This window comes from Desulfobacula toluolica Tol2 (assembly GCF_000307105.1).
Classification (GTDB): domain Bacteria; phylum Desulfobacterota; class Desulfobacteria; order Desulfobacterales; family Desulfobacteraceae; genus Desulfobacula; species Desulfobacula toluolica.
Map to the genome: position 1 here is coordinate 2,273,377 of NC_018645.1, position 24,842 is coordinate 2,298,218.

The 24,842-nt window shown below is 39.6% G+C and carries 19 protein-coding genes; 16 read left to right on the forward strand and 3 right to left on the reverse strand.

Annotated features, from left to right (window positions below; translation table 11 throughout):
• The first annotated feature begins 14 nt into the window (after window positions 1–14).
• Together TOL2_RS10435 and TOL2_RS10440 are read left to right on the forward strand one after the other, a co-directional pair.
• Window positions 15–1,490, forward strand: a complete 1,476-nt coding sequence (locus TOL2_RS10435) for an ATP-binding protein (protein WP_014957438.1) — start codon at window positions 15–17, stop codon at window positions 1,488–1,490.
• A 1-nt stretch (window position 1,491) separates the two neighbouring features.
• Window positions 1,492–2,916 carry a sigma-54-dependent transcriptional regulator gene (locus tag TOL2_RS10440; protein WP_014957439.1) on the forward strand — a complete coding sequence of 475 codons (1,425 nt, stop codon included), beginning with the start codon at window positions 1,492–1,494 and terminating at the stop codon, window positions 2,914–2,916.
• Window positions 2,917–3,131: 215 nt separating this feature from the next.
• Here TOL2_RS10440 and TOL2_RS10445 read toward each other — a convergent pair whose 3' ends face one another.
• Both TOL2_RS10445 and TOL2_RS10450 read right to left on the reverse strand, forming a co-directional pair.
• Window positions 3,132–3,686, reverse strand: coding sequence for a CBS domain-containing protein (locus tag TOL2_RS10445; RefSeq protein ID WP_014957440.1), 555 nt, complete (start codon window positions 3,684–3,686; stop codon window positions 3,132–3,134).
• 97 nt (window positions 3,687–3,783) lie between these two features.
• Window positions 3,784–5,256, reverse strand: coding sequence for an SLC13 family permease (locus TOL2_RS10450; protein WP_014957441.1), 1,473 nt, complete (start codon window positions 5,254–5,256; stop codon window positions 3,784–3,786).
• 269 nt (window positions 5,257–5,525) lie between these two features.
• Between TOL2_RS10450 and TOL2_RS10455 the strand changes: the two genes are divergently transcribed.
• From TOL2_RS10455 to TOL2_RS10495, 9 genes are all read left to right on the forward strand, one after another.
• Complete coding sequence (locus TOL2_RS10455) at window positions 5,526–7,487, forward strand: proton-conducting transporter transmembrane domain-containing protein (RefSeq protein WP_014957442.1); 1,962 nt, start codon at window positions 5,526–5,528, stop codon at window positions 7,485–7,487.
• A gap of 118 nt (window positions 7,488–7,605) precedes the next feature.
• Window positions 7,606–8,526 (forward strand): respiratory chain complex I subunit 1 family protein, encoded by a 921-nt coding sequence (locus TOL2_RS10460; protein ID WP_014957443.1) that lies wholly within the window; start codon window positions 7,606–7,608, stop codon window positions 8,524–8,526.
• On the forward strand, window positions 8,523–9,167 hold the full coding sequence (locus tag TOL2_RS10465; protein ID WP_051012343.1) for an NADH-quinone oxidoreductase subunit K: 645 nt from the start codon (window positions 8,523–8,525) through the stop codon (window positions 9,165–9,167). Before TOL2_RS10460 ends, TOL2_RS10465 begins: the two co-directional genes overlap by 4 nt.
• Window positions 9,168–9,177: 10 nt before the next feature.
• The gene (locus TOL2_RS10470) at window positions 9,178–10,653 is read left to right on the forward strand and encodes a proton-conducting transporter transmembrane domain-containing protein (RefSeq protein WP_014957445.1); all 1,476 of its coding nucleotides are present in this window, start codon (window positions 9,178–9,180) and stop codon (window positions 10,651–10,653) included.
• The gene (locus tag TOL2_RS10475) at window positions 10,650–12,158 is read left to right on the forward strand and encodes a hydrogenase large subunit (RefSeq protein ID WP_014957446.1); all 1,509 of its coding nucleotides are present in this window, start codon (window positions 10,650–10,652) and stop codon (window positions 12,156–12,158) included. The genes TOL2_RS10470 and TOL2_RS10475 overlap by 4 nt, the downstream gene beginning before the upstream one ends.
• Window positions 12,159–12,326: 168 nt before the next feature.
• A complete protein-coding gene (locus TOL2_RS10480) occupies window positions 12,327–12,974 on the forward strand; it encodes an NADH-quinone oxidoreductase subunit B family protein (protein WP_232508120.1) in 648 nt (215 codons plus the stop codon).
• Window positions 12,975–13,164: 190 nt separating this feature from the next.
• Window positions 13,165–13,839, forward strand: coding sequence for a PTS sugar transporter subunit IIA (locus tag TOL2_RS10485; protein WP_014957448.1), 675 nt, complete (start codon window positions 13,165–13,167; stop codon window positions 13,837–13,839).
• Between the two features lie 26 nt (window positions 13,840–13,865).
• Window positions 13,866–15,593 (forward strand): chloride channel protein, encoded by a 1,728-nt coding sequence (locus TOL2_RS10490; RefSeq protein WP_014957449.1) that lies wholly within the window; start codon window positions 13,866–13,868, stop codon window positions 15,591–15,593.
• A gap of 51 nt (window positions 15,594–15,644) precedes the next feature.
• Window positions 15,645–16,472, forward strand: coding sequence for a hypothetical protein (locus TOL2_RS10495; protein WP_014957450.1), 828 nt, complete (start codon window positions 15,645–15,647; stop codon window positions 16,470–16,472).
• A gap of 262 nt (window positions 16,473–16,734) precedes the next feature.
• On the opposite strand, the gene TOL2_RS10505 is transcribed toward TOL2_RS10495, so the two are convergent.
• Window positions 16,735–18,693, reverse strand: coding sequence for a peptidase U32 family protein (locus TOL2_RS10505; protein ID WP_014957451.1), 1,959 nt, complete (start codon window positions 18,691–18,693; stop codon window positions 16,735–16,737).
• A 307-nt stretch (window positions 18,694–19,000) separates the two neighbouring features.
• Between TOL2_RS10505 and TOL2_RS10510 the strand changes: the two genes are divergently transcribed.
• The 5 genes from TOL2_RS10510 (at window position 19,001) to mreC (ending at window position 24,427) form a co-directional block, all read left to right on the forward strand.
• On the forward strand, window positions 19,001–20,413 hold the full coding sequence (locus TOL2_RS10510) for a transferase (protein ID WP_014957452.1): 1,413 nt from the start codon (window positions 19,001–19,003) through the stop codon (window positions 20,411–20,413).
• 43 nt (window positions 20,414–20,456) lie between these two features.
• Window positions 20,457–21,356, forward strand: a complete 900-nt coding sequence (locus TOL2_RS10515) for a S66 peptidase family protein (RefSeq protein WP_232508121.1) — start codon at window positions 20,457–20,459, stop codon at window positions 21,354–21,356.
• A gap of 5 nt (window positions 21,357–21,361) precedes the next feature.
• Window positions 21,362–22,444 (forward strand): serine hydrolase domain-containing protein, encoded by a 1,083-nt coding sequence (locus tag TOL2_RS10520; RefSeq protein ID WP_014957454.1) that lies wholly within the window; start codon window positions 21,362–21,364, stop codon window positions 22,442–22,444.
• Window positions 22,445–22,563: 119 nt separating this feature from the next.
• A complete protein-coding gene (locus tag TOL2_RS10525; protein ID WP_014957455.1) occupies window positions 22,564–23,610 on the forward strand; it encodes a rod shape-determining protein in 1,047 nt (348 codons plus the stop codon).
• 76 nt (window positions 23,611–23,686) lie between these two features.
• Window positions 23,687–24,427 (forward strand): rod shape-determining protein MreC, encoded by a 741-nt coding sequence (mreC, locus tag TOL2_RS10530; RefSeq protein ID WP_232508123.1) that lies wholly within the window; start codon window positions 23,687–23,689, stop codon window positions 24,425–24,427.
• Window positions 24,428–24,842: the final 415 nt, after the last annotated feature.

A 24,842-nucleotide genomic window follows, 5' to 3' on the forward strand; every position in this document is an offset into this window, starting at 1 on the left:
CTGCATCCGGAATTATGAAAAAAATTACAGTCCAGTTGAGTCTTAAAAACAGGGTCTACCTGGTCAATGCCATCCTTTTGTGTATTACAATGGTTGGTGCGGTACTCATGGTCTGGTATACTTATAAGATAGAAAAAATTTTCAGTGATATTATTGATAAAAATATTGTGATTTATCAATCTGCTGAAGCCCTTGGCACATCCCTTGTAAATCAGAAAGGATTTGTGTCGTATTACCTGCTTGACGGTGACCCGGCATGGATTGATCAGCTTAATAAATATAAGCAGCTTTTCAATGAACACCTGGTAACCGTCAAGTCTTTGGTTGAAGAACAATGGGAAAAAGATTCCGTGGCTCAGATTGAATCTGAATACGATTATTATGTTAATATAAAAAAGAAAGTCATTGAATTTTATAAATCCGGTAATTATGACAAGGGAAGTAGTCTCCACAAGAATGTGCGGCAACATTTTTTTAAAATTCTGGAGTTATGTGAAGCATTTAAAACTTTTCATAAAGACAAAATTTCAGATGCCATCAACACAAGCCGTATGGAATCCAATCAACTCAGATATATTGCCCTTCTTGCCATTATTACGGTTGTTGTCCTGAGCCTTATGATAAATTATATTTTTGCCCGCCATATCTTGGAACCTATTCGAAAACTGGCGGCAGAAGCTGATTTGCTGGGAGAATCAAATTCTTCTGGAAATGAAGTGGCTGCATTAAAACAAAGTGTCCACGGTCTGATTGAAAATTCAGAACAGGCCCATCAACAATTAAAGCGGAGCCAGGAAACCCTTATGCAGTCGGAAAAAATGGCGTTACTGGGTAAACTGGCTGCCGGAACAGCTCATAGTATCCGAAATCCATTGACGTCTGTAAAAATGAGGCTTTTTTCATTAAACCGGTCGTGTGATTTTACAAATTATCAACAAGAAGATTTCAATGTGATCACAGGAGAAATTAAACAGATCAATAAAATTGTTGAAAATTTTTTGGAATTTTCCCGTCCGCCCAAATTGAGGATGAAAAAAATGAGTCCTTCAATTGTTGTGGACAGTGCCCTTCGTCTGCTGGGACAGCGGTTAAAATCTTATAATGTGAGTACCCGGTTAATCCGGCATCGTCCCCTTGCCGAAACATTTATAGATCCTGAACAGCTCAAGGAAGTGATTGTGAATATCATGATCAATGCCTGTGAAGCCATGAATAAAACCGGTTTGATTATCATCCAGGAAGAAGAAAATTATGTGGAGCCTCTAAAAAAAGTTGTGGTTATCAGAATTATTGATGATGGTGCGGGAATCTCTCAGGAAATCAAGAAGCAGGTATTTAATCCTTTTTTCACCACAAAAGATGACGGAACCGGTCTTGGTCTGAGCATAGCGTTTAATATCATAAATGAACACGGGGGGTGGCTGGATGTATCCAGTGAACAGGGCCAGGGTTCATCTTTTATTATTACACTTCCCATAAAGGATGCATAATATGGATACAATTCTGGTTATTGATGATGATGATCAATTGCGAAAAAGTTTTTGTAAGCTTTTAAAAGAGGAAAAGTATGCGGTGATCAGTGCAGCTTCAGGTGAGGCCGGCATTGAAATTGTTAAACAGAATGCTTTGGATCTGGTTATCCTGGATATGCGGTTGCCCGGGATAAATGGGATGGAAACATTCAAACAGATAAAAAAAATTGATTCAAAACTGCCGGTCATAATTGTGACTGCCTATGGCACAACCCAGATTGCCATAGAAGCCACCAAGATGGGCGCTTATGATTATGTTCTCAAACCGTTCGATGTGCCGGAGATGCTCAACCTGATCGAACTTGCAATAGAAGCTGGATATTTTATGAGATCTCCGGTTGAAGTGGATGCTGTTCCTGAAAAACAGTCAGGAGATGCCATTATAGGCCAAAGCAAACTTATGCAAAATGTATACAAATCAATCGGCCGGGTATCTCAAACCGATGCAACCGTTTTAATACTGGGAGAATCAGGGACTGGAAAAGAATTGGTGGCAAGGGCTGTGTATCAGCATGGGATTCGGTCGGACAAGGCTTTTTTAATTATCAATTGTGTTGCCATACCTGAAAATCTTCTTGAAAGTGAATTGTTTGGCTATGAAAAAGGGGCTTTTACCGGAGCTTCACAGCGGCATATCGGAAAAATAGAACAGGCTAACAGCGGTACTGTGTTTCTGGATGAAATCGGGGATATGCCGTTAAATATACAAGCCAAGATTTTAAGGCTGCTGCAGGAAAAAAGTATTGAAAGGCTGGGGGGTGAAGAAACCATTCCGGTTGATGTGCGCATTATTGCTGCAACAAATAAAAACCTGGAACAGGCAATAAAAGAAGAAAAATTCCGGGAAGATTTATATTTTCGATTAAAAGTTGTGACCATTGAACTGCCGCCATTGAGAGAAAGACGAGAAGATATAAATAATTTGATTTCATATTATATGGCTAAATTTTCCACTGAATTAAAGATTGATAATCCAAGCATTCAAAAAGAAGCGTTAACTCGCCTGAACCATTATGACTGGCCAGGAAACATAAGGGAATTGTCAAACCTGATTCAAAAAGTAATGATTTTCAACAGGGGAGCTCCGATTTCTAAGGCAGATCTTGAACAGGTTATAAATAAAAAAGAAAAAATTAAATTTACTGAAGAAATCGAATTAAATATTATTCAAGAGTGGGTACGGCAGGTATTATCCAATCCGTCTGAAACATACAGTTTTGATGATTTTATTGATACACTTTCAAGTATCGTTGTTGCCGAGGCTTTGAAAATAACCAACGGAAACCGTTCCCAGGCTGCAAAATTATTAAGTATGTCACGACCTACTCTTCATTCCAAAATTGATAAGTACAATATTAAGCTTAAAACTGAAATATCCAAATAGATATATGTAAAATATTGTGGTTAGATCTAAAGATATTTCCATATTAACTGCCATGTCAGGCTTGGTATTTCACTAATGTTTGCCTGCAACAAATAATGCAAGTCGCTATTTGGTTTGTCAGGCAATTATTTGTTTATTAAGGCTGTCTGCAAAAATATTAAAGCTGTCTGTATGACTACCCATACAGACAGCTTTTTTTGATGGATTACTGAATTTTATACCAGGATTTCGCAGACCAGATCAAAAATATCAGGCAGTCGTATAATACCGACAACCTTATCTTCTTTGAGGACAAGAAGTGACTGGTGGCAACCCAGTATAAACTGATGAACTGCCTCTGAAATCGGTGCGTTTTCATCAACATATTCCCCGCTGGAGGGGGTATACATGACATTTTTAACTTTCAGCTTAGATGCCTTTTTGACCAGTTCTTCCAAGGTTTCATCCCATAGGTTGAAGTTGTCAAGAAGAGATTTGAGAAAATCGTTATTGAAGCCAAATCGTGACAATCCAATATTTCCAATACTTTCAGGGTGTTCAAACTGCCGGTACTTGGGCTCAAGTGCTTTTAAGATGCATCGGATACTCAGTTTCCCCGTAATCTGGTTATCTTTACCGTAAACCAGCACAGCTCGGTGTTTATGATTTAATTGTGTATTATTCCTGGACTGTTGAAGCTCTTTAATAGCATTTACAAGGGTTTCCTCTTCTGAAACAGTTGCATAATCGGATAGTGGAATCATTACTTCTTTAACTTGTTTATCTTTCATGATTGTTCCTCCTCAACTTGGGTAATTATTTTACCAGTATGGACATTCCCATGATAGGAGAGAGTGTCAAGGTAATAAAATAATACCACAAGCATTATTATTTTACCAGTATCGGCATACCCATAATCGGCCATACAACTGCAACTGCAACTGCAATTACAATCATTAGCATTATACTGGCAGGAATTCCAAAGAGGAAAAATTCTCCTGTTGTAAACTGTTTTGAATCATAGGCAATGGCATTGGGTGCCGCACCAACAAGCAACAGAAACGGCATACCTGCGGTGACAAGAGCGGCAAAAAGGATAACTTCAGGTGCCACACCCAGATAGGGTGCAATAACCAAAGCAACCGGCAGGGAAATGGCAATGGCTGCAACATTCATGATAAAATTGGTCATGATCATGACAAAAAATGCAATACTCATGATAAAGACAAAATAGTTTGATTTCTGGAACATGGTCAGCCAGTTGATGGCCAGCCATTCTGCGGCACCTGTTTCCCAAAGGCAGAACCCAATACTCATGGCACCGCCGAACAGCAGGATAATATTCCAGGGAATGGATTCAAGATCCTTGATATCCAGTATACGCAATACAAAAAAGAGAATTGTTGAAGTCAAAATGATGGCGGTTTTGTCAACCGGTTTTAAAAACGGGACAAATTGTTTCACAGACATAACAAAAATACAGGCAAAAATGATTATTGCAGCAATGATTTCATTTTTTGTGATTTTTCCCATTGCAACACTCAGTTTTTTTGCTTTTTCGCGAAGCCCCGGAATAGTTGCTCTTTCAGGCTTGAAAAAAATCATGAAAAATCCCCACAAAAGAAAGGTCATGGCCCATCCAACAGGGAACATATAAAAGGTAAGTTCAAAAAAAGAGACGTCTCTTCCGATAATATCCTTGAAAAAACCAAGAGCAACTGCACCCCTTGCCGCACCCAGAAGGGTTACGATACTTCCGGCACCGGCAACAAAAGCCATTCCCATGAACAAGCCTTTACCGAATTTGGTGGGAGTTTCATCATCCGTATACATACTGTAAATAGTCATTAAAAGCGGATACATGGTTGCAGCCACGGCAGTATGGGCCATGATATGGGTCAGGGCAGCGGTTACAACAAAACACCCCAGATAAATCATGCTGGTTTTTTCCCCCACAACAGCCAGCATCTTATAGGCCAGGCGTTTTGTCAGACCTGTTTTGGTGAAGACCATGCCAATGACAAGCGAAGCAAAAATAAAAAGGACTGACGGGGTCATAAAATCCTTAAATGCCGAATTTGCAGGCCGGATCATAAACAGAACCTGCAGCACACCGATGGTAAGACTTGTAACACCAATGGGAACCACTTCAAACACCCACCAGGTACCCCCTAAAAGAAACACGGCCAGGGCACCCTTGGCCTCTTTGCTCAACACAAAATGTTTTCCTGTAGGATCAATGGCATCCGGCCATGGCGGTGCAAAATTAACAACAAAAAAAAGTGTAAGACCAATTAAAAGAAAAAGGACACGTTTCCAGTCAAAATTCGAACCTGTTAAAGCTGTTGCATCAGTACTCATGTTAATATTATTCTCCTAAAGTTAATATAATTCTTCCAGGGTTATATCGACCCCTTAAATTCATAAATTGGTCTTAAATAGGATGGGAAGTTGCTTTTTGTCAAGGAAAGTCTGGTAAAATTTTTATTAGTCAAGTTGTTTTTTTTCTTTTATTGACAAAATTTGATTTTTTTATATAAATGTAAAGTTTTGCTTTAAAAAACAAAAGTTATACAGCAGTGAACAGCAAATAAAAATAAAGTGGGAGAATTTATGAGAGCGGGGAATTTATGAGTCAATTTTTTATATCAATAATGATGATTTTATTTGGAGGCTTTTTCTCCCTTGTTTTTGCACAGCACAGCAAATCAACAAAAATTATTACAGTTGTTTTGTTGAGTGCAGGATGTCTTTCAGGGGTTATCACTGCAGTTGCACAACTTATGGGGACAGGCAGTGATATGGTGGCGTTCTTTGAATACTTAAATGGTTTTTCACTGGCCTTTCAAATGGACGGACTTTCCGCATTCTTTTTGATGGCCATTTTCGGTGTTTCTCTGCTTGCCGCCATTTACAGTTTCCATTACATGAATCAGACAGAAAATTCAGTGAAAATCGCGGTGAACTATTTGTTTTTCAGTTTCCTGATTGCAGCCATGGCATTGGTTGTAACTGCATCAAATATAATCACCTTCATGCTTTTTTGGGAAATCATGTCCCTGTCTTCTTTTTTTCTGGTCATTTACAATTATGATTTGCCTGAAAACAGAAAAGCCGGGTTTTTATATTTTGTTTTTTCCCATGTTGGTGCCATGTTCATATTCGCTGCATTTGGAATTATTTACGGTTACACCGGGAGCTTTGGATTCGGCTCAATGGCGGCTATTCCCGACTCCGCAAAAATTGTGATATTTATTTTTTCGTTTGTCGGATTTGGTTCAAAAGCAGGTGTATTTCCCTTTCATGTCTGGTTGCCCCATGCACATCCTGCAGCCCCGAGTCATATTTCTGCGGTCATGTCAGGAGTTATGATCAAAACCGGTATTTACGGTATCATAAGAATGTATGCCCTGCTGAATTTTCACACGCCGATTTTCGGAAATATTGTTCTTATTGCCGGGGTGGTTTCAGGTGTCCTGGGGGTTGTATATGCCCTGGGCCAGCACGATCTCAAACGATTGCTGGCTTATCACAGCGTTGAGAATATCGGCATTATTTTAATAGGTCTGGGTATCGGCATGATTGGAGTTTCATCCGGACATCCGCTGATGGCAGTTCTTGGATTTTCCGGCGGATTTCTTCATGTTCTCAACCATGCTGTTTTTAAGTCACTTTTGTTTATGGGTGCAGGCATGGTTCTTCACAAAACAGGAAGCAGTTCCATTGATGCCCTGGGCGGTTTGCTTAAATCAATGAAAATCACTGGAACAACTTTTATTATTGGATCTCTGGCCATTTCAGGGCTGCCGCCTTTTAACGGATTTGTCAGTGAATTTTTGATTTATATGGGCGGATTTAAAGGGGTTGCCCTTGATGAGTCTGCTTTTGTTATGAGCATTGTTGCCATTATCAGCCTGGCGATTATCGGAGGACTTGCACTGGCTTGCTTTACCAAAGTGGTGGGGGTTGTTTTTCAAGGTGAGCCCAGGACCAAAGCCGCAGAGAATGTAAATGAAAAAGGTTTAACCATGCTGGTATCCATGTCGATTCTTGCGGGCACCTGTATTCTTATCGGTATATTTCCATGGATTTTTATTCAAATGTCCGTTAAAGCAGTTTGTGCTTTGGGACTGGATTACGGCAATATCCCGTTAGCGCCCTTTGAGGGGATGGCAGTCAATATTACTCTTGCTGCAATGATTTTTCTGGTTGTTTTATTGCTGGTGATTGCACTTCGTTGGTATTACTACCGGGGAAAAACCATCACCAGATCCGGGACCTGGGGATGCGGTTTTACACGGCCCACGGTCAGAATGCAGTATACAGGGTCATCCTATGCAGCATTCTTGCTTGAGTTTTTCAGTCCGGTGGCACCGTTAAAAGAAGATCATCCTCCAATCAAGGGACTGTTTCCTTTAAAAACATATTACCGCAGTCACGTACATGACATTGCAGAACTTCACATGGAAAAAGTTATCGTTCGTCCGTTGCTGAGCCTGTTCGATAAATTAAGATGGATTCAGCACGGGGATATTCATCTGTATATTGGCTATATTTTACTGGCGATTGTATCAGTATTGTTTTTCATATAACTGCCACGGGCAGACCTGGTATTTCATCCTGGTTTGCCCACAACAAAACATGAAAGTCGCTGTTTGGATTTTTGAAGACTTTCATATAAAAAAAAATAAATTCAAATGGGAAAATTTTATGATTGAATCCATTATTCTTTGGTTTCTTGCAATTTTAACGGCACCTTTTTTTTCAGCAGTTATTCTTAAAATAAAGGCTTTTTTCGGAGGGAAAAAAGGACCGCCATTGATGATTAATTATTACACACTGATCAAGCTTTTTAAAAAAGGATCGGTTTACAGCAACAGTACCACAGTTGTATTTAAGCTCGGGCCGATTGTGTCATTTGCTTGTGCCATCACTGCACTCATGTTTCTGCCCATTGCCGGATATCCTCCGATTTTTTCATTTAACGGGGATATTATTTTTGTTTTATACATTATGGGACTTGGCCGTTTTTTTACAATTGCAGCCGCAATGGATACAGCTTCCCCGTTTGAGGGTATGGGGGCGGCAAGAGAAGCTTATTTTCCGATTATTTGTGAAGCTGCAACTTTTATGATTTTAATCTTGTTTTATGGATTGACCGGCGAGCTTCAGTTATCCGCTTATTTTGCGGGAAAAAACACCCTTGCATTGTGGAATATGGCAGGTGCCCCATTATTGTTTGTAGTGATTTCCTTTTTTATTATTCTGTTGACGGAAAATTCAAGAGTTCCTGTTGATGATCCTGCCACACACCTTGAGCTTACAATGATCCATGAAGTTATGGTTTTAGATCACAGCGGACCTGATTTGGGCTTGATTGAGCTGGGCTCTTTTTGTAAGCTGTTTTTCTATTCAACCCTTATTTCACGGCTGATTTTGCCCTTTGATCCGGGCATTCCCGGACTGGTTTTGGGTTTGTATATTGCCGGGCTTGTTATTGTATATATGGCTGTTGGAATTATGGAATCCATCATGGCCCGTTATCGAATGGATAAAGTTCCGCAATTTGTCCTGACATCCTTTGCATTGGCCTTTTTTGCAACCATTATTACATTGGAGTTTATCAAATGATGCTATATCCGGTTGACACTATTTTGTCTCTTGTCCTGCTTTCGGTTTTGTTCTCTTTTGGTTCAAGCCGTCTGCCCGGGCTTATTAAAGTCGTTGCCTTTCAAGGAATTGTGGTATCTATCGTTCCTCTTTTTATCGGGCATGACATGACGGGCGGCAGCATTGTTTTTACCCTTGTCACTTTATCCATAAGGGGCATTATTATTCCAATGAGCATTTACATGGTCATAAAAAAAGTGGCTATTCAAAGAGAAGTGCAACCCATTATCGGATATCATGCCTCAATGCTCTGTGGTCTTGGATTAATAGTTGCAGCAACATTCATCAGCCGTCAGCTGAATATTGCGTCTATCAGTGAATATACGCTTTTATTTCCCACTGCCATAGCTCTTCTGGTTACGGGAATGTTTCTTCTGATGGCCCGGCGTAATGCAATTGCAATGGTATTGGGGTATATCATAATGGAAAATGGTATTTACCTTGTAGGAACTACATTTTCAGTTCGTGCCCTTCATATTGTTGAATTCGGTATTTTGCTCGATGTGCTTGCCGGCGTTATGATAATGGCCATTATACTTCAAAATATCAAACAAACGTTTGATGATGTTGATACCGCTCACCTCAGAACATTAAAGGAATAGGTGTTATTTTATGGTAGAAATTGTTTTTCTGGCTCCTTTTATCACTGGTATTCTGGCTTTTTTTCTTCCCAAACGGGCCGGTCGTCAGCTGTTAGTCGGTACTGGAGCAATTCATCTTTTTTTGTCCCTTCTTCTTTGGAAAAATAGACCTGAATCAATTTTTAAAGACTATTTTGCCGTGACTCCGGAAGGATTGTTATCGCTTTTGGTGATTTCTTTGTTGTTTTTTTTGATTTCCATTTATACGATCGGGTATTTGAAAGAAAATAACATTCAAAAAGAAAATATTTTTTCAGGATCAATTCTTTTGTTTTTGTCAACCATGACAATGGTAACCCTATCCGACCATATCATGGTCTTGTGGATTGCCATTGAAGCGACAACTCTTGCCAGCGCACCGCTGATTTATACCCACAGATCTTCGGCATCCCTTGAAGCAACCTGGAAATATGTCCTCATATGTTCTGTAGGGATTGCCATGGCGCTTTTAGGATCGGTTCTTATTACCCTTGCAATGGACATTGGTAACGTTGATGTACCGCTCTCCTATCCGGCACTTGTAAGTGTCGCCCAAAAATTAGACCCCCTGTGGCTTAAAGCCGGGTTTGTTTTCATATTGGTTGGGTACGGGACAAAAATGGGTCTGGCTCCGATGCACACCTGGCTTCCTGATGCCCACAGCGAAGCTCCTAGTCCTGCTTCAGCCCTTTTGTCAGGTGTGCTGTTAAACTGTGCCTATCTGGGTATTTTTAAAACAAATAAAATTATGCATGCAGCTGGACTCGGCGATTTTGCCGGCATGATTCTGATTGTTTTTGGTTTGATGTCCATTCTGGCAGCCGCAACCTTTATTCTTAAACAAAATGAATATAAACGAATGCTCGCTTATTCCAGTATCGAGAATATGGGGATCATCGCCTTTGGAACAGGTGTAGGTGGTTTGGGTGTTTATGGTGCCGTGCTGTGCATGATTCACCACAGCCTGATTAAATCCTCCCTGTTTTTGTCATCCGGAAATATTTTACTGGGATACAAAGATCGGCTGATTAAAAATACAGGCGATATGATACGCTGCATGCCAAAAACCTTTATTGCTTTTTTTGCCGGATTTGCAGGTATTGCAGGGTTTCCTCCGTTTGGGATTTTTATTGGGGAGCTGTTTATTATTGTGGCTGCATTTCGAACCGGTCACTATGTTGCAGTGGGAATTTTTATTCTGAGCCTTTGTGTTATATTTGCCGGATTTGCAAACCAGGTAATGAAAATGGCCTTTAATAATTTTGATAACAATAACGACAATTTTGATAATGACAGCTCTGATAAAGGTGATTCAAATAAAAAGGTTTGTTTAACAGAAAAAGCCAGCCTTGTATGGCCGCAATATATACTGCTGTTAACATCTCTTATATTGTGCTTTTTTATCCCGGACACATTATATCAAACCATTGTTGAGGCAGTAACTGCAATAGGCGGAGGACTTAAATGACGAACGCTTTTTTAGAAATTTCAAACGGTGAGAAAATATCACGGGAAAAAATTCCTCACCTGCCCTTTAATGCATTTTATGATAATGTTTTGAGCATTGTAGAAGAGGGTGGGAAGGTGGTCCAGTATTTTGCTTATCAGGAAAAAGACTCTATCAAGCTCATGGCAGTTTTGCGAACCAATAAACTTCTTGTGGCCGGCTGTGACGCACCTGAGTTTTATCCGTCATTTACTCAAAAACATGAGCTGTTTCACCTGTTTGAAAGGGAAATTGCCGAACAATTCGGCATAAGGCCCGAGGGGCATCCCTGGTTGAAAATGGTCAGGTATCATCCCAACTGCCGGAATGTAGAGGATGTTTTTGGTAATGATTATAAAGAAGACATTCCGGGCAGGTACGAGTATTATCAGGTGGAAGGCGATGAAATCCATGAAGTGGCTGTCGGGCCTGTTCATGCCGGTGTCATAGAACCCGGTCATTTCCGGTTTAATTGCATTGGCGAGCGCGTCCTTCATCTGGAAATACAACTGGGATACCAGCACAGGGGTGTTGAAAACCTTTTTTATAATGTTCAAGCAAAAAGATTGCCCATTCTGGCTGAAAATATTGCCGGAGATACCACAATTGGTCACGGTCTTTGCATGGCCCAGGCGGTTGAGGCAATGACCCGGGTTCAACCGGATACCGGGGCTAAAATAATTCGAACCATTGCCTTGGAACTGGAGCGGATTGCCAATCATATCGGTGATCTTGGGGCCTTGAGCGGAGATGTTGCCTTTTTGCCGCCAGCCAATTATTTTGGCCGTATGCGAGGCGATTTTTTGAATTTGTCGCTTTTGATATGTGGAAACCGGTTTGGAAAAGGCCTGGTACGCCCCGGAGGAGTCTGTTTTTCACTCTCTGATGATATTCGCAAAACCCTGAATGAAAGGATCAGAGAATTAAAACCCCAGGTGGAACATGTTCTTGATCTTCTTTTTTCTGCTGCAACCGTACGGGGCCGTTTTGAAGACTGCGGCATTGTCAGCTGCCATGATGCCGGGCAATTGGGTCTGGTCGGACCGGCTGGCAGGGCCAGCGGTATTCCCTATGATGTGAGAAGAAGTTTTCCCACAGAATATTACGGCCAACTGGATATTCCTGAAAACAAAAAAAAACAATGTGATGTATATGCCCGTGCAAAAGTGAGATATGATGAAATTTTGCAATCAATTCATATTATTCAATCTTTGATCAATGTACCTGTCGACACCCGATGTGTGAATGACAGCAATTATAATCTTGCGCCGTCTTCTTTTGTGGCCACGGTCAATGAGGCTTGGCGAGGTGAAGTATCACATGTGATGTTGACGGATGACAACGCAAAAATACTTCGGTACAAGGTCAAAGATCCCTCTTTTCACAACTGGAACGGTCTTGCAATGGCGCTGCGGAATACGGGAATATCGGATTTTCCATTAAATAATAAAAGTTTTAATCTTTCCTATTGCGGATTTGATCTTTGATTATAAAAAGTGTGAAATAATAAGATTTAAACATCATGTTAAATGAGAAAATAATAAAGAGAATATTAAATGTTCACTACACTTAAAAATAGATTTGAACAAGGTTACAGGACATGTGACTATCCTAATGAAAAACCCGCTGTATTTGAGCGTTATCGTGGAAAACCCATGATAAAAAAAGTTGTTTCTCCTGACCTTGTAAAAATGTGTGCAAATGCGTGTCCCCAGGATGCCATTGATATAGAACAAGAAAAAATTGATATGGGCAGGTGCGTATTCTGCGGCACATGCGAACGTATTTCAAAAGGGGAATTTGTAACATTTACCCGGGATTTTGAGACGGCAACTGCCGGCAAACAAGATCTGTTGACCAATGGCAATCTTCCCGCTCTTGCCGAACACTCAAAGCAGCATTTTAAAAAATTGTTCGGCCGGTCTTTACAGCTTAGGCAGGTATCGGCAGGGGGGTGTAATGCCTGTGAAGCCGATTTAAATGTATTGGCAACACCGTTTTTTGATCTGGCCCGTTTCGGCATAAACTTTGTGGCATCCCCACGTCATGCAGACGGCGTTGTTGTGACCGGACCTGTATCCAAAAATATGAAAACAGCTTTGCTGCAGACATATGAGGCCATTGCAGATCCAAAAGTCGTCATTGCTGTTGGAAGTTGTGCCATAACAGGCGGTCCCTTCAGAGGAAGTCCTGAAATAACCGAAGGTGGTCTGGATTCCATTTTGCCTGTGGATCTTTTTATACCGGGTTGTCCTCCGCATCCGCTTACAAATCTTCATGCGTTGTTGACATTTTTCAAATAACGGCCATGGCAGATTGATCTGCCACAATAAGAAATGAAAGATATTTTATTCCAACATATTAGAAGTTCTTTCATATAGACTGCAAAGGGTGCATTTGTTTTTTTGTCCAGATTTACTCACAACAAAAATTGAAAGTCGCTGTTTGGATTTTTAAAGACTTTCATATATATAAAAAAGTAAGGAAGAATAAATGGAGTATTCAGTTTTTGATTTATCAAAACTGCTGGGAGTTGTCCCGGATACCATCGAACGCTGGGTACGGCAGGGAAAACTGCCGGTTTCCAAAACTGGTGCAACGTATCGATTTCATATAAGTGAATTAAAAAAGTGGGCATCCACACATAATATTTGTCTGAATCTTTCAGATGAAGACGCTCCTGAAAAAAAGGGGGATTCCATCATCTCCTTATCTGATGCCGTGAATAACGGCGGGATTTATTTTGATATTCAAGGAAATGATGTAAATAGTGTTTTAAAGGATGCCATTGAAAAAATGTCAATCATCCCGGATGATTTTAAGACGGATCTTCTTGATCGTTTGGTTGAAAGGGAACAGGCTCTTTCGACCGGGATCGGAAACGCGATTGCCATACCCCATCCCAGAGAGCAATTGAGCTATTTAAACAATCCTGTGGTTTCCATCTGTTTTCTTGCTGATCCAGTAGAATATAATGCATTGGACAACCAGCCCGTATCAATCCTTTTTTTTATATTATGCCCGGAATTGAAAATGCATTTGCATTTATTATCTGCTTTATCTTTTTGTTTAAGAGACCGTCAGTTTATAAGTTTTCTTAAATCAAAACCCAATCAGGACAAGCTGATTGAAAAAATTGAAGTTCTTCAAAAAGCCAATCCAATGTAGTTGTAAATAATGGAGCAGCAAAATTCGTGGTTACTATAAAAAACTGGTATAAAACCCTATACCATAAAATGTTTCATCTGGATGACAGGTTGCTGCTCATCATTGCAGGCTCCATTGCCGGAATCTGCAGTGGTCTGGCCGCAGTTACCCTTCGTTTATCCCTTGAGTTTGTTCTGGAGTGGTTGCATCCATTCCGTCACTATTGGTGGGCATTTGTTTTGCCCGGTATAGGTGCGATGCTGTCCTCTCTTTACCTTGACAGGATTGCCAGGGAAGGTGCGGGACATGGTGTGCCGGAAGTCATATATGCTGTTTCAAGATATGGCGGATTATTGCGTTTTAGATCCAGTTATTCAAGATTGATTTCCAGTCTTTTGACCATTGGAAGCGGTGGATCTGCCGGGCCGGAAGCCCCTGTGGTCATGAGTGGATCTTCTATTGGTTCCAATATAGCCAAATTGCTTGGTTTAAACGAACGGCAACGCATTACTCTTGTCGGTTGCGGCACGGCAGGTGCCATTGCATCTATTTTCAATGCTCCCATTGCAGGTCTTGTTTTTTCCATTGAAGTGATTCTGGGAGAATGGAAATTTGTGAATATTATTCCCATTGCAATTGCTGCCGTGGCAGGTGCAGAAATCAGTAATGCCATTATTCCGGAACAGGTTATTTTCAACCACCAGCTTTTTCAAATCGGATTTCCGGATATCATGGCAAGTGTTGGTCTTGCCGTTTCTACCGCCATAATATCGGTTCTGTTTACAAAAGCGTTAAGGCAGACAGGAAAATTTGCTAAAAAATCTTCTTTTCCTTTATGGGTTCGAGCTGTTGTCGGCGGTTGCACAGTCGGTGCCATCGGAATGTTCATGCCGGTTGTGCTGGCAGAAGGATATCATTTTATTCAGTCAATGATTTCAGGTACCTTTTCAATGGGTATTTTTATTACGCTTGTGGCTGTTTTTGCGAAAATTTTTGCCACAGCCATGACATTGGGGTGGGGAGGATCAGGAGGAATATTTGCTCCCTGTCTGGTTATAGGAAGTCTGACCGGTATTTTATTTCATAAAATTTTGTTTATTTTATTCCCATCTGCCGGGGTTGCCAGCGAAGGTGCGTATGCCCTGCTTGGTATGACGGGAATTATCAGCGGGGTGATGCAGGCGCCTTTGACCGGAATTTTTCTGATTGCTGAAATCACAGGCGGTTATGAAACCATGCTGCCTCTAATTGTTGTATCCTCCATTTCATCAACCATGAGTCACTATATTGAACCGGCATCTTTTTATTTTAAAGAGTTGATAGAGCGAGGACAGTTTTTAAGACCTGGTACGGATGCTAGGATTTTGTCTGATTTGAATGTCAGTGAACTAATTGATACAGGGTTTATAAAGGTATCGGAAAATATGGTTTTCAGAGAATTTATTGAGATCATCAAAACTTCAAGTCAGAATTTTTTTCCTGTAATTGAGGACCGGACAGATGACTATAAAGGAGTGATTCAAATTAATGCCATTCGAAAATTCACCTTGGATCCAGGGATGTATGATATGATTTTTTTAAACCAGATCATGGATACTGAAGTCATTACAGCTTCTTTGGAAAATGATCTGCAAGAGGTGCTGGATATGATGGATATCAATCGTATGGATAGCATACCGGTTGTTGAAAATGACAGGTTTATAGGCATGATATCAAAAACAAGAATACTTGATTTGTATCGCAGGGAACTGATCATGCAGACCAGTGTCCGTTAAAATTATATAACGGCCATGGCAGATCAACTAAAAAAACTAAAGGAGAAGAAGATGAATTATAAATTACTTCATATTTTCAGAAATACACCCTTTGGCAGGGAAACATTTCTTCAATCATTGTATTTTTGTAAAACAATCAATGCATTCCCTGTTGCATACATTCCAAAGAGTGATAAATTTTTGATGTATTTTTCCAATGATGCCGTACAGGTTGATCTTGACCATTCTTATCTGACTTCCCCAGCCACGGCCAGACAGCATGCTGAAGAGTTGTTTGATGAAATAAAAATCAAACCCATGTTTTATGAGCCAAAAAATTTTACAGCCTCATCTTTACCGGATATTTCAACTAGTTTTGATTATCTGTGCTGTCCTAGATCTGTCAGTGACTTGTCTTCAAAAATAGGCCTGGGACATATCGGGCCAAAGGTCAGAAGGATTATCAAGCATGCAACGTTCCCGATTCTTATCACAAGCCCGGTATTCAAACCCTGGACAAGTATTTCCGTTTTTTTCGGCGGTTCTAAAAATGCAGTGAATGCACTGAAACTAGGACTTAAAATTGCCATGGCTTCAAGCCTTTCATTAAATATTTACACATTGCTGGAGAAAAAGAACAAAGCTTTTTATAAAGATTTGATAAAAAAAGAGGGGTTGGATGAACCTGTCAGCCAGTTATCCAACCAATGGTATTTTTATAAAAAATCAGAGTTTGATACTATGTTGTACAATGTTCCCCATAATTCACTCATTGTTTTGGGAGCATATGGACATGGAATTATCAAGGATATACTGCTTGGCAGCAAAATGGAGCAGATCCAGTCAACTGTGATGAATAACCTTCTGGTTACAGGTCCTTATTGTTCTATATCCATATGATGGAAAATGAAAGTATTAACTGAAAAATTTACCAGGTCTCTTTCCAGATCCCCTGGTAGGATTTTAATGTTCGGTTATATGTTACTCATTGCACTGGGATCATTATGCTTAATGTTGCCCCTGTCGACTGCCTTAGGACATTTGAAATTTATTGACGCCTTGTTTACTGAAGCCTCTGCCGTTTGTGTGACAGGTCTTACTGTTATGGACACCCCCGGTACTTTTACCCTTTACTGTTGACAGGAGCTTTTGTTTTTTTTCATCACAACAATTTCAAGTCCCAGTTCCACAGGCCTGGCCGGTTTTTGATTTTTATGCCGCGGGGTATATTCTCATGGATATTGACAAATAGTGAAAATCCGGCTTTTTTCAGTTGTTCTTTTTTTGATGTTAAATCCAGATACCAATTGGGAAAAACAAAATAATTATTATTGTGTTTTGAAATCCAGGCGGTTTCTCCTTTAGGGCTTGTAAACGCCTGGTTTATTTTCAGATCTTTGGAAATAACCCTTGAAATACTCAATGGCCAGTTGCCATAAATTACCACACCAAGGGGCAGGGCGCTTGTTTGAGGCAAAGAACAAAAAGTTTGCTGATCAAGCTCCGGGCTGACGATGGCACCTGAAAATCCTGAAGATTTTAAAGTAGTTATCGTCATGCTGTTGGTGATATTGCAAAAAGGTCCTGCCCAAAGATTTAACTGCTTTGGATTTTTAAACAAAGAAAGCTGCCATAAAGCATTTAAAACAAAGTTTTTTGCTCCTTTTTTCTGTGCTTTAGCAATATACTCGGAACATATTGATTCTTCACCTGGAAATAAAATAGGGTCCAGCCACAGCCAGTTCTTGGGCGATGGAGGTGAGGAGTATCCCTGGGCAGAAATCCATACGCCTGTCTCTGCCGTATTGTTTTGTTGTTGAAGCCTTCCCCTTGAAAGGGTGATTTCCCTGGTTCTATTTTTCGATTTTACAGTTTTTGGAACAATTTGAGTCTTAAATCTATTCTCAACAGGACGTATGGATGTTGTTTCTATGTCTTGAAGTTCTGCATCAAGGCTTTTAATAACAGTTGCAAGTTCTGCTCCTCTTCTGTCTATAAGATAGACAGGAGTTCCTTTTTTAACTTTAAATTTAGACTGTTTGCTTAAAAAGAATTTGCCTTTTTTAGGCACAGCCCGGGTGACTCTTTGAATGCTATGAAATTGATCATCTTCAAAGCCTATTCTTAAAAGATCTGAAGGTAAGAGGGCTTCCCTTGTTATAAAAAAAGGAGATGCAGGATTTTGTATTCGTCCTGCAAACAGTCCTGAAGCTGTTTCTGATGAGTGTTCCAAAGGATTCATGATCCGTTGTGACAGCAGATTGTAATGGCTGAATTCTCTGCCCATGGCATAATCAAGAAAGGAAAGAGCCTCCTTTTTTTTTTTAGGATCATCTCGCAAGAGTTTATATGCTTTAACCGCATAATAAACATAATGGGGGCTTTTTTTTCGGCCTTCAATTTTCCAGGTGGTTATTTCAGGGATTTGTTTTAATATTTTTACCAGCACATCAGCGGAAAAATCCATACAGGAAAAATGTCTTTTTTTGTGCCCTTTTTGTTCGTACATCCTTCTGCAGGGTTGAACACACCTGCCCCTCAGGGAACTTTTTCCACCAAACCATGAACTCCAATAGCATCGCCCGGAAATAGAATAGCAAAGCGCTCCGTGGACAAACATTTCAAGTTCCATGTCTTCTGCAGGAGTATGTTTTGCCATTTCTTTGATTTCATCAATACTAAATTCCCTTGGCAAGACAACTTTTTTAAATCCCAATTGGTTTGCGGTTTTCAAGCCGGAAGGGAAAGTGCAATTGCCCAGGGTGGAAAGGTGCAGTTCTTTGTTTAAACCTGCTTTGTTTGCCAGGTTTATCATGGCAAGATCCTGGACGATCAGGGCATCAAAATCAACATACCTGCACAGTTTGCAAAGGATTTTGAACACTTTTTCCTGTTCGGATTCTTTGATAATGCAATTAAACGCAATATAGACTAAAATATTTTTGGATTTTGCAAGTGTTGTAAGTTTTGCAAGTTCTTCAATACTGAAGTTCTCAGCTTCCATGCGTGCGGAAAACATTTTCAGGCCACAGTATATAGCATCAGCACCTGCTGCAATGGCAGCTAAAAATGAATTTTTATCACCGGCTGGTGCAAGAATTTTTGGGGTATTTAAGCTCATTTGTTTTGTTATCCAAATTTGATTTTATAAATGAGTACTATTGCAATTTTTACAAAATTTGTCAAAATAATGAACTTGTAACTTATGACAACCAAAGAGGTATTTTCTCCTTTACGGGAAGATTATCTGCCTAAATAAGTATAAGGCCCGATAGATGCCATTGGCATTGCAAAATACTATAAGCCTTTCAGATAGTTAATCTAAAAAGCATGTTCTTGTCACTTCTGTATTTCTATGATATGAATTTTGTTCATTTGATTATTGAAATAATTTTAAAAAGGCTTTTTATGCAAATAAGGATTTATTTATGGATCAGTTAAAGCAACTTAATGATAGAATTATCAGTCGTGTTAATATTAATTTAGAAGAGTTTGGTTTTGATACGGAAAGTTTTGTAAAAAATTCCCTTGAATATGATAAAATGTTAAAATTTTATGCGTTTTATGGTATTACCTCTCGACACCCCATTTATTTTCATTTCAAAAAGTCAAATCTTGCCGGCAGTTATTTTTTTGGGAAATGTTATGTGGGAAGATCTACCATATACAAAAGTGACATAAGGGGGGATGAATTAAAAAGAAAAGGTGATACGATACGTTGTTCAAAGAATATTCCCCTTGTTGAAGATGAAACAATCACTATAAAGGACAGTCTTCTTTATAAAACGCTGGTACACAGCAACTCGCATAACCCTGAGAGTCCTGAAGAATTTGGCATTCGAAATACTATTTCAGCCCATTACGCAAATATTCATGGGTCAACCCTTGAAGGATGTTTTCTGGGGCCTTTTGCAACCGTGGATTTGATGAACCTGCATTCCTGCATTGTCGGTGAATTTTCCTATGTTCAGACAGGGGAGCTTTTTCACAGGAAAATTGATCCCGGAACAGTGTGGATAAGAAATCACAATTTTGAATTTAAATATAAATTTGAAAAAGAAATTCTGGATGATTTTGTAGGGGTGAATTCTTTATATCAGCCCCGCGGCATCATATACGATTTTGTTAAGGAACGGGAGCAGGATTACGAGAAGTTATTTGATGTAGTGAATCTTGAACCCATAGATGCGCCGGCAACTTCAGCTGTCAGCAGATATGCGGTTGTTTTAAGTAAAACACATATTGGTGAAAACGTTCTTGTCGCTCAAAGTGCTTTTTTGGATAATGCTGTAATGGGAGACGGGTCCAATGCCCAGGAAAATTCTTATATTATTCATTCAACCCTTGTCGGCTTGAATGTGACGGCACATGGCGGGAAAATAATACATTCAAACATTGGATTTGAAACCTTTGTCGGATTTAATTCATTTTTAAATGGAAAACCTGATGCAACCATTGACATTGGTGAAGGATGTATTGTTATGCCGCATACAATCATAGATCCTGATGTGCCCATTAAAATACCTGGAGAACATCTGATATGGGGGTTTATCCGTTCTGAAGACGATTTGAGAAACAACACCATTTCATTGGATAAACTTGCTGATGTAAGGGATAGTTTGCGAATAGGAAGAATGGTTTTTTCCGGCAAGGGTTCTGTTTTTATTGATGGCTTCAAAAGGAGAATCAGTCAAATTTTATTGGCAAATGGAGCTCTTTTTAATAATGGTGAAAAACGAGGCCATGCCCAGGATGACCAGAACATATCTTTTAACACCATTCAGCCATATACTACGGGAGAACTTAATGGCTTGTATCCTTCCATAAGGATTAAACCATAGATTTGTAAAATATGAGGGTTGGGGCGGGGGATCTTAAATATGAATGATAGAGATCAGCAATTATAGGATGGGCACAACACCTTTACAACCGGGGGGGGTATTAGGTGTCTGCGCGCCATCCTCTCGCTTTGACCCTGAAACATTAAACAGGGGAATCCGGGTTTTAGAACAGTTGGGGTTTGAGGTTAGAGTTCCTGAAGAAATCTTTCAAAAGAAGAGGTATCTTGCAGGGGATGATAAGCTGCGAGCAGGTCTGATAAACAGGCTTTTTTCAGATCCTGACATTGATGCAATTATTTGCGCCCGGGGTGGGTTTGGTGCTATGCGAGTCCTGGATCATCTGAATTGGAATCTGATCAGGCATCATACCAAACCGTTTATTGGGTTCTCTGATTGTACGGCAATATTGCTTTCTATCATTGATCAAACAGGAAACAAAGTTATTCACGGCCCCAATGTGGTTTCATTTGCCGACGCCCCTCAAAAAACCATTGATTCTTTTTATGATACCATCCAGGATTCGGTTGACGCCATTAAAGTTTCAGCCGGGCAAATCATCAAACCCGGTAAGTGTACAGGCGTATTAAAAGGGGGCAATATCACCACCATTGCCCATCTGCTGGGGACACGGTTTCAACCGGACTTTAAGAATTGTGTTCTGTTCATGGAAGACATTGGAGAACCGGCATATAAGATTGACCGTATGCTGACTCAGATGAAAATGGCCGGATTGTTTGTTGGTATCCGGGGTGTCATTACAGGGTCTTTTGAGAACTGTGACAATATTGAATACCTGAAAGAAATCCTGTCGGAAATATTTGATGAGTATACTGTTCCCGTGTTGTCAGGCTTGGATGCCGGTCATGGCAAGATTAATTTATCTTTATGCATGGGAACTGATGTTGAAATAGATACGGTAAATTCAAGAATCCACTGGATTTAATTCCTATGGGAAAAGATAAAATTTCCAAGCTGATGGAACAGGCGATTTTAAAGGGTATTTTTCCGGGTGCAGTCTTATTGTGTGCCGTAAATCAGAAAATAGTCTTTTTTGAAGCTTATGGAATGGCAGATCTTTTTAATAAAAGAAAAATGAGAAAAGACAGTATCTTTGATCTTGCCTCCTTGACAAAACCTTTGGCTACAGCACTTGCCGTATTAAAGCTTGTTGAAAAAAGACAGGTTTTTTTGGATCAGAAGATCGGATCCATTCTGGAAGAATTTAAAACAAGTGATAAAGCAGATATTACTATTGATATGCTGCTTAGACACACTTCAGGCTTTCCAGCTCACCGTGAATATTTTAAAAAAATCATAACAACAGACAAATTGCCCAGGCAATGCCTTAGAGATTTTCTTGTCCATGAACCGCTTGAAAATAGAGTTAATACATGTCAGGTTTACAGCGATCTTGGCTTTATGCTCATTGCATGGATCATTGAAACGATAACCTGTCAAAGGCTGGATCATTTTGTATCAGAGCAGATATATCGTCCCCTTGGAATTGATGACCTGTTTTTTATAAAACTGAATCAACACAATGAAAAATTAAAAAAGTACCGGCAAAAAATTGTTGCCACCCAGCAATGCCCTTGGAGAAAAAGAGTTCTTGCTGGAGAAGTGGATGATGACAATGCCTGGGCTGCAGGAGGGATAGAAGGGCATGCCGGGCTTTTTGGTAGCGCCGATTCAATATATAAACTTTGCTGTGAAATATTGAATGCAGTGCAGAATAAAAAAACAATTGTCTTGCCACCTGATATTATAAAAAGTTTTGTATTAAAGAAAAATAAGTATGACATGGTCGCAGGGTTTGATACCCCTTCAAAAGAAAATTCTTCTTCAGGCCGATATTTTTCAAAATCATCCATAGGTCATCTTGGATTTACAGGAACCTCTTTCTGGATTGATCCTGAAATATCAAAGATAATTATTTTTCTAACCAATCGGGTACATCCGTTAAGATCCAATGAAGGGATTAAAAAATTTCGTCCGCAACTGCATGATTTAATACATGCTCAATTAATATGAAATATTGTGAATTAAGAATTTTTAGGCTTGTAAAAAATTGCTAAGTCTGTTAGCAGATAAACTTCAATAAAATTTGGTATCAAATACAATTTATAATTACTTTTCTTGAAAGAGGTAAAATGAATTTTATAACTGACTCTTTGCTTGGCGCGTTTTCTAATGATTTGGCAATTGATCTTGGAACCGCAAATACACTTGTATATGTAAAAGGAAAAGGAATTGTATTGAGTGAGCCCTCTGTTGTTGCAGTCAGAACCGATAGAATGTCAAGAAGCAAAGTCCTTGCTGTGGGTGCTGAAGCAAAAAGAATGCTGGGCCGTACACCGGGTAATATTGTCGCAATCAGGCCAATGAGAGATGGTGTGATTGCTGATTTTGAGATTACAGAGGCAATGTTAAAGCATTTTATCCGAAAAGTTCACAACAACCGCAAAACTCTTGTTCGTCCCAGAATTGTTATAGCAGTGCCGTCCGGTATTACCCAGGTTGAGAAAAGAGCTGTCAGGGAATCGGCAGAATCCGCCGGAGCAAGGGAAGTTTTTTTGATTGAAGAACCAATGGCTGCAGCTATTGGTGCGGGCCTGCCCATTACAGAGCCGACTTGTAATATGGTTGTTGATATCGGCGGCGGAACAACGGAAGTTGCTGTTATTTCTCTTGCCGGTGTCGTTTACACACGATCTTTAAGGGTTGCTGGAGACAAGATGGACGCGTCCATCAGCAAACATATAAAACGCAAATATAATCTTTTGATTGGGGAGCGGACAGCAGAGATAATCAAAACAACCATTGGAAACGCATATCCTGACCCTGATAATATTGAAACCATAGAGGTTAAGGGCAGGGATCTTGTGTCAGGTATCCCTAAAATTCTTGCCATTGATTCCGAAGAAGTCAGGGTTGCTATTTCCGAACAGATCGAAGCAATTGTTGAAACAGTTCGAATTGCCCTTGAACAGACACCTCCCGAGCTTGCTGCAGATATCGTAGATTCCGGAATTGTGTTAACAGGTGGAGGTGCATTGTTGAAAAATCTTGACAAGCTTCTCAACGAAAAAAGCGGGCTTCCCATTGTCGTTGCCGATGATCCTTTGTCTACGGTTGCGCTGGGTTGCGGGAAAGTCTTAGACTCCATTGAAATTTTGAAAGAAGTCGTAATTAACTGATTTCATGTTTTCGCACAAACAGTTTATTTTTCTTGGAGTTGCTTTGTTTATTGCCATGAATTTTACGGTAATAACTATGGGCAGTACTGAATCTTTGCCAGCTCAAGGCCTTGAACGATTATTTATTTCCATCACATCTCCGATTCAGCAGGGTGTTACTAAAACTATTCATTTTACACGCAATATCTGGAACACATATTTTATGACCGTCCTTGCAGTTCAAGAGAATGTTGAACTAAAAAAGCAACTTGAAAAAACAATAGAAATTAAAAATCAGTGCAAAGAATTGAAACTTGAAAATATCCGGCTTAAGAAATTTGTTGATTTTACCGGCTTGGTTCCAGATACTTATGTGGCAGCTCAAGTTATTGCAAGAGATCCATCTCCATGGTTTAAAACCATTATGATTGATAAAGGGGAGAAAGATGGTCTTGTAAAAGGAAGTCCCGTGCTTGTTTCCGAAGGAATTGTCGGACAAACAATTAAAGTTGCACACAATTACTCCAGAGTTCTTTTGATCACTGACAGAAACTCTGCTGTTGATGCGCTTGTTCAAAATTCCAGGGTACGAGGTATTGTAAAAGGAAACAATACGGTCAAATGTTCTTTTGTATATGCATTGAGAAAGGATGAGGTCAAAGAGGGCGAAATGATTATTTCATCCGGTTTTGATCAGGTATTTCCCAAAGGGCTTAAAATAGGCAGTGTTTTAAAAGTGACAAAAGTTCATTCTCAACTTTTCCAGGATATCATCATAGAGACCAGTGTTGATTTTGACAAAATAGAAGAAGTCCTTGTGTTGAAAAATATCAGATGAATTTTATTGAGCGTGTTCAATAATGAATACATTGTTTTTCATCATTCTCACTTTGTTTTTAATTGTTATACAAACAATTATCCTCCCATCTTTTGAATGGTTTGCCCAGTGCTTTGACCTGCTGATCATAAATGTCCTTTTTTTAAGTCTTATTTCATCTCACTATTCAATGGTTGCTGTTATTATAATTATTGGATGTATAATGGACAGCATATCCGGTGTGCCATTTTGCTTTCATATTTTTTCATATTTATGGATTTATATCATAGTACACTTGGTTAAACATTTTTTTTTCAAACGAAGCATTCTTTTTATCTTTATTATCAGTATTTTATCCGTTGTTATCCAACATGGTTTGCTTTTGTTTTCTGTTTTTGTCAATCAAGGCCTTAACGCTGTATTGGAATTTGATTTC

What these genes read in the sequence shown, in the direction of transcription:
- TOL2_RS10435 (WP_014957438.1), top strand. Translation starts at nt 15, where the DNA reads ATGAAAAAAATTACAGTCCAGTTGAGTCTTAAAAACAGGGTCTACCTG.
- TOL2_RS10440 (WP_014957439.1), top strand. Translation starts at nt 1,492, where the DNA reads ATGGATACAATTCTGGTTATTGATGATGATGATCAATTGCGAAAAAGT.
- TOL2_RS10445 (WP_014957440.1), bottom strand. Translation starts at nt 3,686, where the DNA reads ATGAAAGATAAACAAGTTAAAGAAGTAATGATTCCACTATCCGATTAT.
- TOL2_RS10450 (WP_014957441.1), bottom strand. Translation starts at nt 5,256, where the DNA reads ATGAGTACTGATGCAACAGCTTTAACAGGTTCGAATTTTGACTGGAAA.
- TOL2_RS10455 (WP_014957442.1), top strand. Translation starts at nt 5,526, where the DNA reads ATGAGTCAATTTTTTATATCAATAATGATGATTTTATTTGGAGGCTTT.
- TOL2_RS10460 (WP_014957443.1), top strand. Translation starts at nt 7,606, where the DNA reads ATGATTGAATCCATTATTCTTTGGTTTCTTGCAATTTTAACGGCACCT.
- TOL2_RS10465 (WP_051012343.1), top strand. Translation starts at nt 8,523, where the DNA reads ATGATGCTATATCCGGTTGACACTATTTTGTCTCTTGTCCTGCTTTCG.
- TOL2_RS10470 (WP_014957445.1), top strand. Translation starts at nt 9,178, where the DNA reads ATGGTAGAAATTGTTTTTCTGGCTCCTTTTATCACTGGTATTCTGGCT.
- TOL2_RS10475 (WP_014957446.1), top strand. Translation starts at nt 10,650, where the DNA reads ATGACGAACGCTTTTTTAGAAATTTCAAACGGTGAGAAAATATCACGG.
- TOL2_RS10480 (WP_232508120.1), top strand. Translation starts at nt 12,327, where the DNA reads ATGATAAAAAAAGTTGTTTCTCCTGACCTTGTAAAAATGTGTGCAAAT.
- TOL2_RS10485 (WP_014957448.1), top strand. Translation starts at nt 13,165, where the DNA reads ATGGAGTATTCAGTTTTTGATTTATCAAAACTGCTGGGAGTTGTCCCG.
- TOL2_RS10495 (WP_014957450.1), top strand. Translation starts at nt 15,645, where the DNA reads ATGAATTATAAATTACTTCATATTTTCAGAAATACACCCTTTGGCAGG.
- TOL2_RS10505 (WP_014957451.1), bottom strand. Translation starts at nt 18,693, where the DNA reads ATGAGCTTAAATACCCCAAAAATTCTTGCACCAGCCGGTGATAAAAAT.
- TOL2_RS10510 (WP_014957452.1), top strand. Translation starts at nt 19,001, where the DNA reads ATGGATCAGTTAAAGCAACTTAATGATAGAATTATCAGTCGTGTTAAT.
- TOL2_RS10515 (WP_232508121.1), top strand. Translation starts at nt 20,457, where the DNA reads ATGATAGAGATCAGCAATTATAGGATGGGCACAACACCTTTACAACCG.
- TOL2_RS10520 (WP_014957454.1), top strand. Translation starts at nt 21,362, where the DNA reads ATGGGAAAAGATAAAATTTCCAAGCTGATGGAACAGGCGATTTTAAAG.
- TOL2_RS10525 (WP_014957455.1), top strand. Translation starts at nt 22,564, where the DNA reads ATGAATTTTATAACTGACTCTTTGCTTGGCGCGTTTTCTAATGATTTG.
- mreC (WP_232508123.1), top strand. Translation starts at nt 23,687, where the DNA reads ATGGGCAGTACTGAATCTTTGCCAGCTCAAGGCCTTGAACGATTATTT.